Origin of the sequence: Vibrio sp. Hep-1b-8, assembly GCF_006124995.1 — a bacterium.
Lineage (GTDB): Bacteria > Pseudomonadota > Gammaproteobacteria > Enterobacterales > Vibrionaceae > Vibrio.
The window spans coordinates 1-17,494 of sequence record NZ_QEWN01000010.1 but is presented as its reverse complement, the minus strand read 5'-3'; the positions used below and the strand labels follow the sequence as shown (position 1 = coordinate 17,494).

The 17,494-nt window shown below is 45.5% G+C and carries 18 protein-coding genes and 1 pseudogene; 5 read left to right on the top strand and 14 right to left on the bottom strand.

What is annotated here, in order from left to right; translation table 11 throughout:
* Positions 1–277 precede the first annotated feature (277 nt).
* Positions 278–502 (top strand): hypothetical protein, encoded by a 225-nt coding sequence (locus DA100_RS03515; protein ID WP_138970904.1) that lies wholly within the window; start codon positions 278–280, stop codon positions 500–502.
* A 54-nt stretch (positions 503–556) separates the two neighbouring features.
* Here DA100_RS03515 and DA100_RS03510 read toward each other — a convergent pair whose 3' ends face one another.
* The 12 genes from DA100_RS03510 to DA100_RS03455 form a co-directional block, all read right to left on the bottom strand.
* Positions 557–1,726 carry a BTAD domain-containing putative transcriptional regulator gene (locus DA100_RS03510; protein WP_138970903.1) on the bottom strand — a complete coding sequence of 390 codons (1,170 nt, stop codon included), beginning with the start codon at positions 1,724–1,726 and terminating at the stop codon, positions 557–559.
* Complete coding sequence (locus DA100_RS03505) at positions 1,723–2,340, bottom strand: energy transducer TonB (RefSeq protein ID WP_138970902.1); 618 nt, start codon at positions 2,338–2,340, stop codon at positions 1,723–1,725. Before DA100_RS03505 ends, DA100_RS03510 begins: the two co-directional genes overlap by 4 nt.
* The gene (locus DA100_RS03500) at positions 2,340–2,744 is read right to left on the bottom strand and encodes a biopolymer transporter ExbD (protein ID WP_138970901.1); all 405 of its coding nucleotides are present in this window, start codon (positions 2,742–2,744) and stop codon (positions 2,340–2,342) included. Before DA100_RS03500 ends, DA100_RS03505 begins: the two co-directional genes overlap by 1 nt.
* The gene (locus DA100_RS03495) at positions 2,741–3,298 is read right to left on the bottom strand and encodes a MotA/TolQ/ExbB proton channel family protein (RefSeq protein WP_138970900.1); all 558 of its coding nucleotides are present in this window, start codon (positions 3,296–3,298) and stop codon (positions 2,741–2,743) included. Before DA100_RS03495 ends, DA100_RS03500 begins: the two co-directional genes overlap by 4 nt.
* Positions 3,298–4,653, bottom strand: coding sequence for a MotA/TolQ/ExbB proton channel family protein (locus DA100_RS03490; RefSeq protein ID WP_138970899.1), 1,356 nt, complete (start codon positions 4,651–4,653; stop codon positions 3,298–3,300). The genes DA100_RS03495 and DA100_RS03490 overlap by 1 nt, the downstream gene beginning before the upstream one ends.
* The gene (locus DA100_RS03485) at positions 4,650–5,417 is read right to left on the bottom strand and encodes a DUF3450 domain-containing protein (RefSeq protein ID WP_138970898.1); all 768 of its coding nucleotides are present in this window, start codon (positions 5,415–5,417) and stop codon (positions 4,650–4,652) included. Before DA100_RS03485 ends, DA100_RS03490 begins: the two co-directional genes overlap by 4 nt.
* Before the next feature lie 169 nt (positions 5,418–5,586).
* Complete coding sequence (locus DA100_RS03480) at positions 5,587–7,680, bottom strand: TonB-dependent receptor (RefSeq protein ID WP_138970897.1); 2,094 nt, start codon at positions 7,678–7,680, stop codon at positions 5,587–5,589.
* 199 nt (positions 7,681–7,879) lie between these two features.
* The gene (locus DA100_RS03475; protein WP_138970896.1) at positions 7,880–9,259 is read right to left on the bottom strand and encodes a sensor histidine kinase; all 1,380 of its coding nucleotides are present in this window, start codon (positions 9,257–9,259) and stop codon (positions 7,880–7,882) included.
* A gap of 5 nt (positions 9,260–9,264) precedes the next feature.
* Positions 9,265–9,930: a response regulator transcription factor gene (locus DA100_RS03470; RefSeq protein WP_138970895.1), complete on the bottom strand. Its 666-nt coding sequence runs from the start codon at positions 9,928–9,930 to the stop codon at positions 9,265–9,267.
* A 66-nt stretch (positions 9,931–9,996) separates the two neighbouring features.
* Entirely contained in the window at positions 9,997–10,695 is a 699-nt protein-coding gene (locus DA100_RS03465; protein ID WP_138970894.1) for an MBL fold metallo-hydrolase, read from the bottom strand.
* 172 nt (positions 10,696–10,867) lie between these two features.
* On the bottom strand, positions 10,868–11,833 hold the full coding sequence (locus tag DA100_RS03460) for an L-lactate dehydrogenase (RefSeq protein WP_138970893.1): 966 nt from the start codon (positions 11,831–11,833) through the stop codon (positions 10,868–10,870).
* A 123-nt stretch (positions 11,834–11,956) separates the two neighbouring features.
* Complete coding sequence (locus DA100_RS03455; RefSeq protein ID WP_138970892.1) at positions 11,957–12,829, bottom strand: DMT family transporter; 873 nt, start codon at positions 12,827–12,829, stop codon at positions 11,957–11,959.
* 131 nt (positions 12,830–12,960) lie between these two features.
* On the opposite strand from DA100_RS03455, the gene DA100_RS03450 reads away from it, so the two are divergent.
* The 3 genes from DA100_RS03450 to DA100_RS03440 all read left to right on the top strand — a co-directional run bounded on the left by DA100_RS03450 (position 12,961) and on the right by DA100_RS03440 (position 15,622).
* Positions 12,961–13,677, top strand: a complete 717-nt coding sequence (locus DA100_RS03450) for a glycerophosphodiester phosphodiesterase family protein (protein WP_138970891.1) — start codon at positions 12,961–12,963, stop codon at positions 13,675–13,677.
* A 255-nt stretch (positions 13,678–13,932) separates the two neighbouring features.
* Positions 13,933–14,328, top strand: a complete 396-nt coding sequence (locus DA100_RS03445; RefSeq protein WP_138970890.1) for a SulA-like leucine-rich domain-containing protein — start codon at positions 13,933–13,935, stop codon at positions 14,326–14,328.
* 190 nt (positions 14,329–14,518) lie between these two features.
* Positions 14,519–15,622, top strand: coding sequence for a phosphoribosylaminoimidazolesuccinocarboxamide synthase (locus DA100_RS03440; protein WP_138970889.1), 1,104 nt, complete (start codon positions 14,519–14,521; stop codon positions 15,620–15,622).
* Between the two features lie 65 nt (positions 15,623–15,687).
* Here DA100_RS03440 and DA100_RS20835 read toward each other — a convergent pair whose 3' ends face one another.
* Positions 15,688–15,834 carry a hypothetical protein gene (locus tag DA100_RS20835; RefSeq protein ID WP_171052128.1) on the bottom strand — a complete coding sequence of 49 codons (147 nt, stop codon included), beginning with the start codon at positions 15,832–15,834 and terminating at the stop codon, positions 15,688–15,690.
* On the opposite strand from DA100_RS20835, the pseudogene DA100_RS03435 reads away from it, so the two are divergent.
* Positions 15,794–16,606 (top strand): annotated as a pseudogene (locus DA100_RS03435) (hemolysin family protein); the annotation flags it as partial. The gene DA100_RS20835 and the pseudogene DA100_RS03435 overlap by 41 nt on opposite strands.
* A 552-nt stretch (positions 16,607–17,158) precedes the next feature.
* Here the strand turns inward: DA100_RS03435 and DA100_RS03430 are convergent.
* On the bottom strand, positions 17,159–17,494 hold a 336-nt coding region (locus DA100_RS03430; RefSeq protein WP_138970888.1), incomplete at its 5' end, for a transposase.

Genomic DNA, 17,494 nt, shown 5'->3' with positions numbered 1-17,494 from the left:
GTGAAGCCCACAAAGATAAAATATTGACAGTGGTTATAAAGCCACCAGGCCGCATAAAGAAAACGTTTGCCTTGGGGTTATTAGGCATTTTGAAATATGAAATCGGTATAACATTTGATCTAGATCATGAATATTTATGGTCATTTTTTACGCAATGCAGTCAGATTTTTCGTATAATTGTTGAGCACAGCCATTGTGCAAAACGTTAGTTTGGCCAGCCAAATTTCACATAAATACTACAACTATTTTGGCTGAAGGTATGACAGAGGAAAAGGCGATGAAAAGGGATATTTTCGGCATTTGTTTATCAAGAAGTATGCTCTCCAACAACCTAGCGAGCACGTTTACTCATGTCAGGGCTTACCAAAAGTCAGATCAAGGCGAGGATGTGACGGTGATGCATGCTTATCCACAAATGTCTGGGCAGGAGCTATTGACCAATTTGAAACAGTCCGAACGCTTATTGTGGCGTGCTGAGTTTGTCTGCTCCAACAACAAATAGCCTCATTCGTTGATAAGGAAAAGGGAAGCATTGCGCTTCCCTTTTTTGTTTGCTTTAACTCGAAGGCGAATCCGCCATTTTTCTCACCTGAGTGAGGTATCGAATCCAACTTTTCGCCTGCGATGAAGGCTCTATCTGCTCAGCGCGTTTTGCCTCAATAAGGGCATCTTCGACTCGATTTAACTTGAATAGTACACGCGTCTTAGCTAACGCCACTTGTTCTTTGTGCCCCTCGACTTTGTTTAGTACTGGCAGAGCTTGTTGATAGTGTCCCTGCTGTACCATTAACTGGGCAACATTCCAATGATAGTCTTTATCTAACTGCGCGGCCTGCCTCCACACCTCTATCGCTTTGCTCCATTCCTTTGCCGATTGCCAATAGACGGCCTGTTCCACCAACAGTTTTACGTCACTAGATGCGTTTTCGAGCTCACTAATTTCCAACGCTGCACGCTCCGGTACACCTCGTTTAGCGTAGAGCTGGGCGAGAATACGGCGATCATTTTGCGTTAATGCTAGCTGATTCAGCTTGGCCAGAGAGAGCGTATCCAGAGCCTCTTTGTCTTGCCCTACCCGCATCTGCAAGCTCGCTAACTGTCGCCACCAATTAAGCTTCTCAGGTTGCAAAGCAATCAACTGTTTTAGCGTTGGAATCGCCTGTGACCACTGTTTTAACTGCAATTGTGCGCCCAAAATGAGTGATAATGGCTGAATTCGGTCACTGGCCGATGCCTTCAGATAGTGATTCGCTGCCGGAATTACCTTATTCCACTGTTCAAGTTGATAATGAGACTGAGCAATACGTAGCCACACATCTTCTATTGGTGTTTTCTCGGCAGCGGATTTAACCAACGAATAGTAATGCTTGAGAGCCAGTTGATAGTTTTGCTGGCTAAGATGCAGATCTGCCAGCATTTTCTGGGTAGTCCAAGCCTGTTCATCTTGTAGCAGTCCACTCATTACCGCCTTGGTTAACTGCCCAATCGCGGCATCCACTTGACCATCCTGCCATAAAAAAACACCCTGCATACGAGCGATAAATGCTTGGTCATAAGCTCTTGATGTGTCGATCTGCTGAAGTTCGTTAATCGCCTCTTTGAGCTGGTCATTTTGCGCCAACTGGTGCGCCTTTTGTACACGAATCGCACTATATTGACTCAACTCTTGGGCGGTTCCCATCACGGAAAACAACACAAGAAAAACGACGAATAGATGTCTAATCATGGCGCTATTTTAAACTCCACTGTAGCCGTCTGACCGAATTGCGATAAGGCTTTGCCATCGACAATCTTCGGCTGATACTTCCATTTTTTGAGTGCTGCGATAGCTTCTCGCTCAAAGGTGCGCTTGGGCTTAGCATCTAGCACCTCTAAATCCGTCGGTCTACCTGTTGGGTCAATGGTAAATTTAATCACAACATAACCTTCAATGCGGCGCTTTGCCGCCTGGCTTGGATATCTAGGCTCAACTCGATAGAGTGGCATCGCCTGTTGATTAACCCCAAAATCGCCAAAACTCGGGGCGCGAATCGCCAATCCTTCGATCGCAGTACTGAGACCTAGTGAAGGTTGAGAAACCGGAGATAATTGAGTCTGTTCAGCATTCGCTTGAGAAGTCGGCATATGCTGCGGCATCTGCGGTGCTTTAGGCGGTTCTGGGACACTGCGTTGACGTCTCTGCACGTCTTGCTCATTCTCCAACATGATCATGTTAAAACTGAGCGATTGGCTTGTGTCGGGGACAGATCGTTGACCACTGTCTACCATCAGTGCCATCACGCTGAATATCGCGAGCACACACGCGAACGCAAGCGGTATCGCTAATAGCAATCGCATCACTAGATCTTCTCCGCTGCTAATGCGATATTGCGTACACCTGCGCTCTTGGCTGCATCCATGACCTTAACCACGGTACCACTGTACGCGTGTTCGTCCGCCTGAATAACCAATGACGCGTCCGGCTTGTCCAACATCAAGTGTTCAAGCGTCGCCTGCACTCGCTCTACATCAACAACACGTTTGTCGATATATATATCGTTGGCCGAGGTAATAGCGACAAAGATCCCCACTTCTTTCTGACTCACCACGTTTGATGCAGTCGGTCGATTGACCTCTACACCTGATTCTCGTACAAATGAACTGGTAACGATAAAGAAGATCAACATGATAAATACAATATCAAGCATTGATGTCAGATCGACCTGCGCTTCTTCTTGTCTCTGTTGACGTCGACCGAGTCTCATCGTTGACTCCTTAATGATTTTTCTAATTTAATTTCGTTCATGTGACACGCTTTTTGTAAACGGGCGTAAGCAAACATGCCAGTTAAAGCCGCAACCATACCCGCCATCGTTGGCAAGGTCGCTAGTGAAATACCAGACGCCATCAATTTGGGATTACTGCTGCCCTGATTGGCCATGACATCAAATACTGAAATCATTCCTGTTACGGTGCCTAACAACCCCAACATTGGGCAAATCGCCACCAGCACCTTGATGATATTTAGGTGTTGGTGGAGCTGACGATGCGCTTCAGATAGCCAACCATCACGGATAGACCGCGCATACCAAGAGTCGTGGTCGGTTCTCAATTGCCATTTAGCCACCCACTGTTTTTTTAACTTGGGAAACTGAAACCACAAAAACACCACACGCTCTATCAGTAAAATCCAGCTCAATAACACCACTGAGGCTAACCACCAAAGCACTTGGCCACCCTGCTGCATAAATTGTTGCAGAGCACTTAGCCAAGATTGTGTCGTGATCAACTCCGACAATAGAGCAAATAGCGCGTCCATTACGCTGCATTCCCCAACTTGTCGTCAACCACGACATTATCCTGTTCCGCCTGCTCGGCCACTAAAGCGATCCCTTGCTTCTCAAGAATGTTACGGATGGCTTCCGCTTGAGCACTCAAAATATTGTGTGCCAACAACAACGGCATGGCAGCGATGAGGCCTAGTACTGTCGTTACCAATGCCATTGATATTCCGCCAGCCATTACTTTTGGATCACCATTGCCGAATTGTGTAATCACTTGGAAGGTTTCAATCATACCTGTCACCGTGCCTAATAGACCGAGCATGGGTGCCAACGCCGCCAGCAATTTAAGCATTGAGAGGCCTTTCTCTAAACTGGCCTGTTCATCAACCACCGCTTCTAGCAAGCGTAACTCTAAAGCTTCAACAGTCTTGTGTTTACCATTTCCATAAACCGCCAACACACGACCAAGTGGGTTATCCGTGGGCATGTTAGGATTTTTAAACTGACTTCGAATTTTTTGGCGAGCAACAGATAAACTTACACCACGAACCAAAGCAATCAACAAACCAATAGCAAGCAAGCCAAGAATCACTTTACCCACAGCACCGCCCGCTTGAAGTCTGTCCATAAGACTTGGGGTCAATGCGAGTTGCTCTAGCATCACGCCACGGGAAGGATCTATGACTAGCGCTGTCGGTAGACCTTTATTCAAGTTTGCTAACGTATCTAGCGTTGGACCATTTTCCGGTTGTTGAATATACGCTGTCGCAACCTGCTTACTGCCGTTCCAGTTGAGGTAACCTTGCTGACCAACAAGTCCAAAAGCTCCTAAGCGCAGCGCATGTGTTTGCTGAGATATCCCTTCACCGTCGATAAAGGCCACAAGCGTAGATTCGATCTCTCGGCTAGCATCAACCTGCTCACTAAACGCGAGCCACAGTTCATTCAACTGCGGTAAGGAAGGGAGCTGCATTGCAGCGACGATCTCATTCACTGCCTCGGTATGCGTCTGCGCGCCTGCACCAGTGACCGATTGAGATAACTCCGATTGCAGTTGTTTGGCATTTTGTCGCACGACACCAAACACCTCGCCCAAGCTACCTGTTTCTAGACGCAGTTTCTCTTCCAATTCTGCTAACTGCTGTTCATTTCGACTGAAATCAGCGGCTAACTGGTCGTTTTGCGCTTGCAGTGTCTGTTTCTGCTTTGAAAGTTGTTGCTTTAACTGCGCCAGTTCTTGCTCGGTTTGTTTAAAGCCAGATTCACGTAATTGATTGTGCTGTTGCTGAACTTTCGCTTCATTCTTCGCGGCGGAGACTAAATCACTCGCCGAAGAATAGATTGGCAAAGCCGTTAAGGTCAGCAAAGTTATTAGGGCTGGGAATCTCATTGCTTCGCCTCCGCAACTTTCAGTGATACCGGCAAAGTGATCAAACTTGGCGCAACCTGTTTCGCCGCCATACTAAACGCGCTATCTAGTTGAGATTTTAGGGAAGCGTCTACTTCATACCACTTCGAGTCATTTTGATTCCAAGACCAGAATTTTTTGCCATTCAGGCTGCGTGCAACAAGAGACACACGACCAACATAGAGCACATCTGCCTGACGTTTTTCGCCATCGATAATCACTTGCCCCTGATAAAGCCCCAACTTTGTTCCGTAGTCCATCTCGATTTGATAAGCTTCCAGAATACGACGATACTTCTCAGCATCACTGACATCCGCTCGGGTCATCATAGAGTCAAGCTTAGCGAGACGCTCATTGCGTTGATCTAACTTAATTGGGACATCTTGAGCGACAATCTGTTTCAGTCCATCAATCATCTGATACATCAAAGGTACAATCCCCTGACGTGTCGCCTTAATTTCTTCAATCTGGCGCTCTAAGCTACTTGCCTCTTGTTGCTGGCTATTGACCAAAGATGTCAAATGCTGACGATAGACTTCGAGGTTCTTGACCTCTTCTTGCAACTGCTCAATCTCTGCCTTAAGCAACAGTGTTTTTTCAGCACTGCTATCAATGCGTTTTTGGCTGCTGGCAGAAGCCGAATTGGTCTTGCTTTGAATGCCTTGCGCGGTATCTAAACCGCTAGCCAATGTACTTGTTGCTGCGAGGGTAAGACTAAGTGCCAAACTTATCGTAACTGAATTCATAACGTCTGTTTTTACTGATGTCATTATATAATTGAGAAGCAATCTCATTTAGGGTGATGCTCATAGTAGCGTCATTAAGCAAAATTGCAATGATCGCTACACTTAAACAGGAATAGGGAAAGGTACTACCCTCTCCCTGATTCGTTCACAGAATTATACTCAACTGTGATTAGTATTTAATTTGCAGTGTTGCCATATAGTTTCGACCTTCTCCAATCACTACATCTTCCGCGTAGTTATGGCTCAATGAGGTTGCACCACCTCCGGCCAAATAATCGGTGTCAAACAGGTTTTCTACGCTAAGACGAGCCACCATATCAAGGTTTGCATCATACTTATAGGTGTAGGCAAGCCCCATATCGACTCGAGTATACCCCTCTTTCTTAAAAGTATTGGCATCATCACCATATCGAGCGCCTTGATAGATAATACCCAAATTCACATCTAGCTCGTTAGTAGCAGCATAGCTAGACCATAAACTCGCGGCAAACTCAGGGACATCTTTCGGTTTGTTACCTGCATAGGTCTCGTGCTGACTGATTTCAGCATCCAAATACATGGCAGAACCAAACAGTGACACTCGCTCTGTTACCATACCCTGCGCCGTCAATTCAGCGCCTCGGTGTTGCTGTTCACCGTCTTGAGTTTTGATGTAGTTGCCGGCATTGATAGTATCTTCGACATCCATAGCAACATTCTGTTGCGTGATATCAAATAGCGCGCCAGATAGATATAGACGCTTATCAAGTAATTCCCACTTAGTACCCACTTCATAAGAGACACCCGTTGCTGCGTCTAAAAGAGCGCCATCATTGGTGTAAGTGCGGCGACCACTTGCCACCGCGCCTTGTGGTTCAAAGCTTTCGGCATATGAAGCGTAAACACTGCCGTTGTCTGCGGGATGATAGATAACAGCAAACTTAGGCGAGATATTCTCTTCAGCAACGCCATCCGCAACCTTACGATCAAAACGAACGCCTGCAAGTAACTGCCACTGCTCGTTTAACGTCATCAGGTCTTGTGCATAAAAGCCCCAAGTGTCGTAGCTGGAATGACTCACTATATTTCGACCGCTTTGTGTCGGTACTCCCACGCTTTCGCCAGGTGCAACATCTTGAGTCGTGAAGCCTTTCTGATTGCGGTCATAGCTGTATCCCAACCAGTTCGAGCCAATTAGTAGCTGATGGCTCATGCCCGCCAATTCAAGATGACCAATCAGATCGAAATGACCTGTTCTGTAACGCCACTTATCATGGCGATTGTTACCACCATGCCCTACCGTACCGTTACTGTCTAAATCAGAGAAGTCTGGATAGCTTTCAATATCCGTTCGCTCCATGTCCTGATAGTTAAAGCCCGTGTTAACAGACCAGACAGCAGAAAGGTGTGCATCAATGTTGAAACCAATATTCTCTACATCATTTTCGATTTGAGACCACTGTGCGTCCCATATCAATTCTTTTCCTCTGACAGGCTGACCATCTAGAGTGTAGAGAGCGCCAGAATCAACACTGCCTTTATCATTAGTTTTGTCGTAATTAAGTGACAGTGTGACGTCATCATTAATGTCATAATCAACAAACAGCCCCGCGACTAATCGGTCAGTTTGTGGTTTGGAACCGTCTGAGTAAGTTCTCCACGAACCCGCACTTTCTTTCACCAACACCGTGCGAGTGCGCAATGTCTCTGCCTCGTTAAGCGCACCGCTAGCATCAACCATCGTACGAGAATGATTGTTCGACCCGATATCCTGGCTAACGTTTACTTGCGTCTCATAAGTCGGCTTTTTCGTGACCATATTGATCAAGCCGCCAGGGGCAGAGACACCGTACAACAAACCCGATGGCCCTTTCACCACTTCGACTCGCTCTAGTAACTCGACAGGTTGGCGATAATGAGACCAATGTTGATGACCATCACGTAAGAAGCCAGATGAACTTTCAACTTCAAAACCACGTAACGAAAAACGTTCACGGTTACGGCCTGTTCCACCAGCACTCACACTGGCATCATTCTTTAGAACCTCTCCCAAAGTGCTTGCTCGCTGTTCTTCAATAAGCTGTTCGCCTATCACAGCAACCTGTCCCGGAGTTTCTAGCTGACTCACTTCCATACGCATAGAGGTAGAATTCGTCTCTGCCTGATAACCGTAATCACGCCCTTGAACCACCATGTGTTCATCGGTATCAACACTGTGCGCGTAAACTCCAGGTACCGCCAATACCGTACCAATAACCAGTGCTAAGCGACTTTTAGTGAACATTTTCTTCTCCGTAGCTTGTGCAGAGCAAAGCAGCTCTGCCTCATCATTTTCAATGGAGCGAAGTGTAAGTGATAACCAATATCATTTGCATTAAATTTACAATCTTTGCAATGGGCGTACATTTCATCGTCAATCCCTTGCCCATAAAGCACAAAAGCGAATGCCACATGACATTCGCTTCGCGTGATTCGTCGTCGTATTAACGTCTAATGGGCAAAATGAGCTGAACACTCAGTCCGCCAGTCGCTCGGTTGGATGCGATCACCTTACCATTAAGCAGACTCACTGCCTCTTTGACAATCGCCAGCCCCAAACCATACCCACCCTGCTGCTTGTTGCGCGAGGATTCCAAGCGTGTAAACGGTCTGAATATCTCCTTAATATGACTTTGAGGAATGCCTGGCCCGTTGTCACAAACCTCTACCACCACATAGCCTAAGTGCGTTGATTTAGTGTCTACGCTTACCCTTATTTCAGCGCTATCACCAGCATACTTGATGCTGTTGGTCAGCAGGTTATTAAGGCATCGGAGTACCAAGCGCTGATCCGTCACGATCATAGGAAGATTCGCACCATAATCGACCGTCATCGTTTGATGCTGCCTGAGTTGGAGACGGCTTTGCTCAACCTGACTTGAAATCAAACTTTCGAGGCAGACAGGCTTATAACTCGCTTCATAGCGAGAGTTTTCCAATCGACTGTACTCTAAAATCTCGGCTACCAAGACGTCCATTTGATCCACTTCTCGTTCCAATCGCTCAATCAAAGGGCGGTGTGAATCTGATGATTTTGCTCGAAGTAGATGGAGTGCGAGATTCTGTCTGGCTAATGGTGTGCGCAGTTCATGAGAGACGTCTCTTATCAAGTTGCGTTGACGCTGGGCTAAAGCATGGATCTCTTTGGTCATATCGTCGAAATCACGAGCTAAGTCATTAAACTCGCGCGTGTTGGAGCGCAATTCGCTCACAACACTGATATTAAAATCACCGGACGCAAGTCGACGACTCGACTCGCGCAATCGGTCCAACGGTCTTTTCAGTTGATTAGCCAAAATCAGCGAAAACAACGAGAGCATGGTAATGACGATCACCACTTTACTTACCGCCAGATAAACAAGAAAACGATGTGCTGGGTGCATTTCACTTGGCAATTGCACAACTAAGGTGTTGCCACCATCAAGGCCCAATCCAATCAATGGCTTACTCACCGTATCGCTTAAGGGGCTATCTAACTCTCGCAAGAAGCGCAGTTTAAATTCGAAGTGTGGATGCATCTGACGGTGAGACAGCGGCTGATTGTCCCGATCGAGAACAAAGAGGTAATAAGGTTGTGCGTTGGCCCAGTCGGCCAGTTCATCCATATCCCCTTCTTCGATCAGAACATTGGCCTGATGAGCCAATTGTAAAATATGTTGCTTGATTGGCACCGGCACCTTGAGCACCGCTTTAACTAATGCCTGCTCAGCAATAACTTGCAACAGGAGTATCGACACCATGACTGCCGCCATATGGCTAAACAACTGGAACACCAAGCTGTCTTTTCGCTGGGCAAAACTGTTGCGTAAACTAAATCGATACATGGTCATTAGCCTGCGTTGGCGTTGGCGTTGAAGCTATATCCTTTGCCTCTCACCGTCTTTATATGTTGTTTTGAGAGTCCGGCTTCCACAAACTTACGTCTCAAGTTGCTGATGTGCATGTCTAAATTTCGATCGTATGGGCTGAGTTCTTTTTTCAGCACTTGGATCTGTAACTCTGCTTTAGACACAACCACACCTTCATTCTTTATCAGATAACCGAGTAAATCAGCCTCGGTGCAGGTCAAAGGCAACTGAGAAGAATCAAACGAACCTTGAGACTCGCAACTATTGGCTTGTCTTTGTTTCTCTAGACCGACACGTCGAAATATCGCCTTGATCCGAGTCAGTAATTCAGGAACCTTGAAAGGCTTAGCGATATATTGATCCGCGCCAGACTGATAGCCATCAAGTATCGATTCTTCATCATTGAGAGCCGTCAGCATTAGGATAGGAGTCGCAAAGCGCTGGCAGATTTTTCGCGCAACTTGCATACCATTAAGTTTAGGCAGCATGACATCAAGTAAAACCAGATCTACGGCCTTCTTTTCTAAGTATTTAAGTGCGCTCTCACCGCAGTGGACACATTCAACGAGGTAACCTTCAGCTTCCAGAACATCAGACAGCAAGTGACACAGTTCGATATCATCATCGACAACTAAAATTCGCGACATGAGAATAGCAGTACAATTGAAAAGGGTTCGCATTCTAAACTAAGGCCATATTGAAGACAATGGCACTTAGTTGCGAAGTACTGTGCGAATAGTCGGATCTAACATCAACCAAGGCTCAGTAAATTCGACCTGCCCTCCATGCGCAACCAGCAATACTTTCGGCTGGAGATTGTAGATACGCTTAATCGAAGCCCGATATTTATTTGGATGGAAGACGGGAAACGGTGAGATAAGATGTTTTTTGACTTCGACCATCAGATCGGCGACATACAAAATTCCTTTCTCTTGGTGATGCAGCGAAAGGTCTCTATCGGTGTGCCCCGGTGTTTCGAGCACGGTCCAATCTTCAAAGCCAGGAATCATTTCACCATCTGAAAGCTCAATATCAGCGATCAGCTTTCGTGAATACCACAAATTTCTCCGCGGTTTGTTTTTACGTCGCGCAACCCAACGCGCCAGCATAATATCGGTCAAATGCATTGCAAATCCGCTCACCCCGCCATACCAATGATGATCTCGTTTTGCCGACACTATCTTACACCCTGTAATCGATCGTAGCTTATGCGCTGCGCCCGCATGGTCTGGGTGCATGTGTGTCACTACCACTGCGGCTAGATCACTAAACGGGCGTTGCAACTCATGAGTAATTAAATGTTTGAGATACGAAATATCAGCTCTTGATGCACCATCTAGTAACATCAGCTTTTTTTCATACTCCACCAGATAAATTTTTTGGATATAGCCATCTAAAGCATGGATCTTCATAGCCGCTAAACATTTAACATTGCATTTACATTCAACTTATCAGGCTTATCACTATTGCAAAGAGTATTAGCTCTAATATGTGACGTCACAGATGCCTTTGACCAACAAATTAGAACAATACAAACACAAAAGTGCGACATTCACACCGCGCTCTCATATCAATACCCTTGACTCAGTGTGCTTTGCTGGTTGATAAGCCAGTCATCTTAGCCACCTGCTCTACGACGGTATTCACTTGCTGGGCAATCTGCTTGAGTGTCTCCATCTCTTCGTCACTAAACGGATGTTGCAAGATCGCTTCTGCACCATTTTTACCCACCACCGTTGGCAAACTCAGCACGACGTCTTTCAGGCCATATTCTCCCTTGAGCAAGGTAGCAACAGGCAAGACAGAGCGTTCGTCAATCATCAACGCTTGTATGATTCGAAATACGCTGGCGGAGATACCGTGAGTGGTATTTTGCTTACGTTTGAAAATCTCATACCCTGCCTGCTTGACCGACTCTAGCAGTTCGTCAGCACAGATCCGCTCAATATGGTGGGTATCACAATAGTAATCCGCGGGCTGACCAGCGATAGAAATGAGACTTTTGGGTGTAAAACAGTGGCTACCATGCTCACCCAGCACATAGCCAAATACGTTCTTGGGGTCGAGATTGACACGATTGCCGACAATACTCATCAAACGGGCGGTATCAATAACACAGCCACTACTGATCACTTTAGAACGCGGGAAATGGGTATTGGTGGCGATAAAGTGAGCCACGACATCACATGGATTACTGACCACGATTAAAGTCGCGTTAGGCGCTACGCGTTCAACTTCTTTGGCAATCTCAACACCAATGCGGGTATTGATTTCAGCCAGATCGATACGTGTTTGTCCTTGTTTGATCTGAGCACCTGCGGTAATCACGACGATATCAGCGCCAATGAGAGTCAGGTAGTTATCCGTCGGGACTAAATGGGTGTTTTTTGAAAACGTCAAAGCGGCTGTGTGCCTAAAATCAAAGACCTCGCCTTCTGCGCGTTGTAAGTCTTTATCCAGCAGTACAAGCTCACTGATACTTCCTAGTGTCAGAAGGTAGTTACATACGCCTACCCCTACAGAACCAGCACCAATCACACCGATTTTCATTTATCTTTCCTTGTTAGATCTGTCCTATAACTTTGGATTGTACTAACAATTTCATCAATGATGCTAATTTAATTTTATCTATGAAATAAATATCAGATGTTTAATCTAAATATCGCGCAACGACTAGACACGTCTCTTAAATAGCCGCCCATCTGTGCGATAGAATATCAGCGACACCAAGATCAGCCCACAACCGATCAACTTATTGCCAGACAACTGCTCACCATACCAAACAATACTGAGAACCACAGTCCAGATTGGCTCAAAGAGCATGATCAACGCCGCGTTGGCTGGATTACAACCTTTCTGACCTAAAGTTTGCATCACGTATCTCAAACTGGTTGCTAACAAGGCGCTCAGTGCAAACCATCCCCAAATGGAAGCGTCCACACTTTCAGGGAAAGTTTCGAACATCATCGACATAAGCAGTGCAATCACGCCAGTAACAAATAGCTGGATACAGGTCAGCAACAACACTGGCACCTTGCGGGCGAGCTGACTGTTAACGTTGAAATGCAGAGCAAGTAAACACGCATTGGCCAAAAACCAAAGCTGACCCGCAGAGCTATTCCAACCATTGGTTAACGACAACATCGCCAAGCCAGCTACTGCTATAGGCATAGAAATCCAAAATGCTCGTTTCGGTCTATCTTGGTAAAGAACCCAAGCAATAATAGGGACAATAATCATCGATAGGCTGACGATAAACGCCCCTTCGCCCAATGTCTCACTGATTGAAATCGCATAGACCCAACTCAGCAACGCGAAAGACAGTATCACCCCTCCTCCAACCGCCTGCCCAATAAGAGCAAGCGTCAATTGGCGAAAACGCTTAACACATAGGGGAAGTAAGCAAACCGACGCGACGAGAAAACGCAAGCCAACGAAACCAAAAGGCGGCAAACCTTGAATCGTCTCTTTGGAAAAAATCCACCCCAGCCCTGCGAGTGCTGTTGTTGCAAATAGTATCCAGCCAGCTTTGTTTTCAGCGTTCAAATTCAAGTTCTCTTTCTCGTTATTATCGTTTTGATAGTGTCAGATTTATTGAACAGAAGCTATTTATTATCTACTCATCTTCACCACTTCATACTAAGCTATCACTCTGAACTATTTGAGGATTATTCGATATGATCATTGTTGGACACCGAGGTGTCGCCGGACATTTCCCTGAAAATACACGTTGCAGTATTGAAGCCGCCATCGCGCTTGGTTTGAAATGGGTAGAAGTCGATATTCAACCAACCAAAGATAACCAGCTAGTTGTCTGTCATGACCACACCATCAACCGTTGTAGTAACGGTCGTGGCCGCGTTGATCGCTATACGTTGGATGAACTCAAACAATTTGATTTTGGTCGTTGGTTCGACCGCAAGTTTGCCAACCAGACAATTATGACACTCAATGAACTGCTCAATTTAGCTGTAGAGAACAAGCTAAAACTTAATTTAGAGGTCAAAATCGATCGTCACGATCCAATGCTAGTTTGTCAACTCCTCGCTAAAGAGCTAGGCAGCAGCCAAGCCACAACTGAAGACATTGTCCTATCGAGCTTTAACCACGACATTGTGCGTTGTCTGCACCAACTTATTCCCGAGTACAGACTCGCCGTGTTGTGTGATCGAGTAACGACTAAGGTGGAACGTTTACTTAAGCAAGTCTCTGCTTTTAGCTGCAACGTTAACTATAAATTCCTTAACAACAGCAAGATTTATCGGCTCCAAGCGGAGGGATTTCAGGTGTGGAGCTATACCGTCAACAATCCAAAATCATTGCGTCATCTATCGAAGCTCGACGCCATTTTTAGCGACTTTCCTCAACGCTTTCTCACGCATAATCCTCAGTAGTAACCTGTACAGTGTTATCCACCACCACTGGATAACACTGGCTATGTGAGTGCGTCAGCTCACAATTTTCATTTTAGCCCTCACGCCCAAAAGTATTCCAAAAAACAAACAAAACCATTAAATATCAATCATATAAACAAACGCCACCCTCTATGGCTTTGTTTTTATCGTATAAAAATCCCACAAAAATGCTTGCTTCTTATTTGGATTAAAACTACTGTATACACATACAGCATGTATAAGGGAACAGTAATTATGATTCAGGCACAAACTCAGACTTCAGCGTTTTCAAAATATAATGTTCTTGCTCAACCGACTCAGCCGATGAACATCGATGACACGACGTTAAATCGTCTAGCGGGTCTTTCCAATCAAAAGCAATGGATTCTGTTTACTGCTGAGTGCCCTCGCCCGAATTATGATCAGTTCGCTTCGTGCCATGTGAGCTGCAAAAAGATTATTCAGATGAAACCTTCACAGACCCAGTCTGAATTCGAAATCGTCATTAAGGCGATCCAATCCGGTAATGCCAGTGCTGTCGTTGCCTCTAACAATCTTTCTACTGTTGAGCAAAGCCTACTTTGTGAACATGCTCGTCAGTATCAATGTGAAGTCTTCTTCGTCGAAGGAAGAGTGAACCAATTTCACTAATCAACACTGCCAATCGCCCCTCTCTGAGGGGTTGTTTTTTGTTAATCTCAGCTCATTTTGCTTGCAACATAAAAAAATAAGCAAACGTTTGCTTTTTCTCTGGCAGCACAGAATAGTTCTGGTATGATGCGTTGGATATCGGCTGTCGCGAATGGCAGTCGCCCACCTTGCTAAAGATAGGAATGTCGAAATGAGTCTCGCTGATCAAGTTCTTGCCGTAAACGATGATCTCCCAATTCGTACTGATAAACCCGTTCACAGTGGCAAAGTCCGTTCAGTCTATTGGCTGACGGAAGAAGACAGTAAACGCCTTATTAAAGAGAAAGGCTACGATGTTGCCCCTGATGCACCATTGGCTATCATGGTGATCAGTGACCGTATTTCTGCTTTTGATTGTATCTGGCATGCTGAAGGTGGATTAAAAGGTGTTCCTGGTAAAGGAGCGGCTCTAAACGCTATCTCCAACCACTGGTTTAAGTTGTTTAAAGACAACGGGCTTGCTGACAGCCATATTCTAGATATTCCGCACCCATTTGTTTGGATTGTCCAAAAAGCCAAACCAATCATGATTGAGGCGATCTGTCGCCAATATATTACTGGCTCAATGTGGCGTGCATACGAAAAAGGCGAGCGTGAATTCTGTGGAATTCAACTACCAGAAGGGCTAGAGAAAGATAAGCCGCTTCCTGAGTTGCTCATGACACCGTCGACAAAAGGCATTCTTAAAGGCATCTCAGGTGTACCTGAAGCTGACGATGTTAATATTACTCGTAAAAATATCGAGGATAACTTCGCTGCCTTTAACTTCTCTAAAGCAGAAGACATCGCACTTTACGAAAAATTACTTCGTGAAGGTTTCGTGGTTATCAGCAATGCACTTGCCGAAGTCGACCAGATTTTTGTCGACACTAAATTCGAATTTGGCTACGTGACTGACGCAGCAGGTAACGAAAAGCTCATATACATGGATGAAGTTGGTACACCCGATTCATCACGAATTTGGGATGAGGAAGAGTACAATCAAGGTCGAATCGTCGAGAACTCAAAAGAAGGTTTCCGCCAATTCCTACTTAGTTACTTCCCAGATCCAGACATTTTGCTCAACAAAGAGCGAATGGATGAACGTGAGGCTTTGGCTCGTGACAATGCGTTACCATTAGAATCACTGATCGATATTTCAACGACTTATCTAAGCATTGCCGCTAAAATTACTGGCCAAGAGATCAAACTAAGTGACAATCCGAAGCAGGAAATCATCGATATCCTTTCTCGCGATTACGGGCTGATCGACTAGGTAAGCCATCATACACAAAAGCCCCGCTCAGCAATGAGCGGGGCTTTTTGATCACAGCTCAAACACTATTTGTCTTTGCCTTTGCCACCCTTATCTTTACCACTATTGTGGTTGCCCTTATCGCCGCTTTTTCCTTTACCAGATATTGGGCTCGCTTGTTCTGACTCATCGTCGCTGCCTTTCAGCGTTCCCGCGGAGCGTAATGACGACATCACCAGTGATGATATTTACGCGGTTATGGATGCAGGCGCAGAAGCAGGTGTACTCGATACCAATGAGCAACAGATGATGGAAAGCGTGTTCCAGATGCAATCCATTGCTGTTACTTCAGCCATGACGCCACGCGAAAACATCGCATTTCTCTCTCTTGATGACGATGAAAGCATGCTCAAACGTAAAATCGCCGACAACCCACATCACAAGTTCCTTGTTTGTGATGGACAACTTGATGCGATTAAGGGCTTCGTCAATTCAACCGAGCTGTTGATTCGCCTTATTAACGAGCAAACTTTGGACTTAAAAAGCAGCAGCGTGGTTCAAACCTGCCCTATCATCCCTGATACGTTGAGCTTATCCGAAGCATTGGATTATTTTAAAACCAATCGCGTCGACTTCTCTGTGGTAATGAACGAATACGCGCTAGTACTTGGCGTCGTGACGTTTAATGATTTACAAAGCGCAGTAATGGGTAGCTGGGTGCTGGCCGAAGGTGAAGAGCAAATTGTTGCTCGCGATGAACACTCTTGGCTGGTTGATGGTGTAACGCCTATCACCGATGTGATGCGCACGCTGCAAATTGACGAATTACCACACTCTCAAAACTACGAAACCATCGCTGGTTTTATGATGTTTATGCTGAAAAAAATTCCTCGTCGTACCGACTCGGTCACCTTCTCAGGCTACAAATTTGAGGTCGTTGACATTGATGACTATAAAGTAGACCAACTGCTGGTCACTCGTGTGGAACAGAAAGATGATGAGTAAAGCTAAAGAAAAGCTAAGGGGAAGAGCAAGCTAAGGGGACACACAATAAGCTAAGGCATAAGCTAAGGGGACACACACCATTACCTCAAAACAGGATGTCAAAAGTTAAATAAATGCAAAAGGATAGGATAGACGCAATGAAATAACCACTAATGTTCTTGACATCATTTAATGGTGAAATCGGTATCAGTTTGCCAATAATGTAAAAATGTAAAAAATGCAAAAGGAACATGTAAAAAAAATGTAAAAGGACATATATGGTCACCTCGCTGTTCGCAAGGCCTGATTGAAATTAATGTCGGTCTTTTCTTTAAGCTATTTCATAGGCACCCTTAACGGAGATTAACATTGATGGTCGACGGTCTTGCGACATATATCCGGCGTCGTTATAGCAACGTTTAGTTTGCTGCGCCCTAATGAGTTCCAAATTGACGTCTTATCCTCCTCTACACACGCATGGCTTTTCAATAGCCGCTGTCCTTAACAGGTTTTGAATAAGACAAACCGTTTTACATCAGTGTATTACCGCTCTTTTACAGATGGTTCTCTTTATCAGGCACACGCCAAATGAGGATTATAAGGCGCTCTTTTTACCAACACGGCCCAAATAATCCGTGCCAGCTTATTCGCGAGAGCAACGACCAATTTGCAGACATGCATCTTGGGTTTTAATGTCTGTAGCCACAGACTGAGTGGGTCCGATTTTCGCTCACACCAGTTTATCACTGCTCTTGCCCCCTGAATGAGTAGCTTCCTTAAATCTCGGTTTCCGCGTTTAGTGATTTTTCCAAGATAGTTTTTGTCACCACTGCTGTATTGAGACGGCGTCAACCCTAACCACGCGGACAGTTGCCGACCATTTTTGAACTCACCAACGCTGTTTATAGA

Bases quoted from the DNA above. Each gene is read 5' to 3' on its own strand.
- DA100_RS03470 (WP_138970895.1), bottom strand. From the start codon at position 9,930: ATGTCGCGAATTTTAGTTGTCGATGATGATATCGAACTGTGTCACTTG.
- DA100_RS03485 (WP_138970898.1), bottom strand. From the start codon at position 5,417: ATGAATTCAGTTACGATAAGTTTGGCACTTAGTCTTACCCTCGCAGCA.
- DA100_RS03445 (WP_138970890.1), top strand. From the start codon at position 13,933: ATGATTCAGGCACAAACTCAGACTTCAGCGTTTTCAAAATATAATGTT.
- DA100_RS03515 (WP_138970904.1), top strand. From the start codon at position 278: ATGAAAAGGGATATTTTCGGCATTTGTTTATCAAGAAGTATGCTCTCC.
- DA100_RS03475 (WP_138970896.1), bottom strand. From the start codon at position 9,259: ATGTATCGATTTAGTTTACGCAACAGTTTTGCCCAGCGAAAAGACAGC.
- DA100_RS03460 (WP_138970893.1), bottom strand. From the start codon at position 11,833: ATGAAAATCGGTGTGATTGGTGCTGGTTCTGTAGGGGTAGGCGTATGT.
- DA100_RS03480 (WP_138970897.1), bottom strand. From the start codon at position 7,680: ATGTTCACTAAAAGTCGCTTAGCACTGGTTATTGGTACGGTATTGGCG.
- DA100_RS03510 (WP_138970903.1), bottom strand. From the start codon at position 1,726: ATGATTAGACATCTATTCGTCGTTTTTCTTGTGTTGTTTTCCGTGATG.
- DA100_RS03500 (WP_138970901.1), bottom strand. From the start codon at position 2,744: ATGAGACTCGGTCGACGTCAACAGAGACAAGAAGAAGCGCAGGTCGAT.
- DA100_RS03465 (WP_138970894.1), bottom strand. From the start codon at position 10,695: ATGAAGATCCATGCTTTAGATGGCTATATCCAAAAAATTTATCTGGTG.
- DA100_RS03495 (WP_138970900.1), bottom strand. From the start codon at position 3,298: ATGGACGCGCTATTTGCTCTATTGTCGGAGTTGATCACGACACAATCT.
- DA100_RS03490 (WP_138970899.1), bottom strand. From the start codon at position 4,653: ATGAGATTCCCAGCCCTAATAACTTTGCTGACCTTAACGGCTTTGCCA.
- DA100_RS03440 (WP_138970889.1), top strand. From the start codon at position 14,519: ATGAGTCTCGCTGATCAAGTTCTTGCCGTAAACGATGATCTCCCAATT.
- DA100_RS03450 (WP_138970891.1), top strand. From the start codon at position 12,961: ATGATCATTGTTGGACACCGAGGTGTCGCCGGACATTTCCCTGAAAAT.
- DA100_RS20835 (WP_171052128.1), bottom strand. From the start codon at position 15,834: ATGTCGTCATTACGCTCCGCGGGAACGCTGAAAGGCAGCGACGATGAG.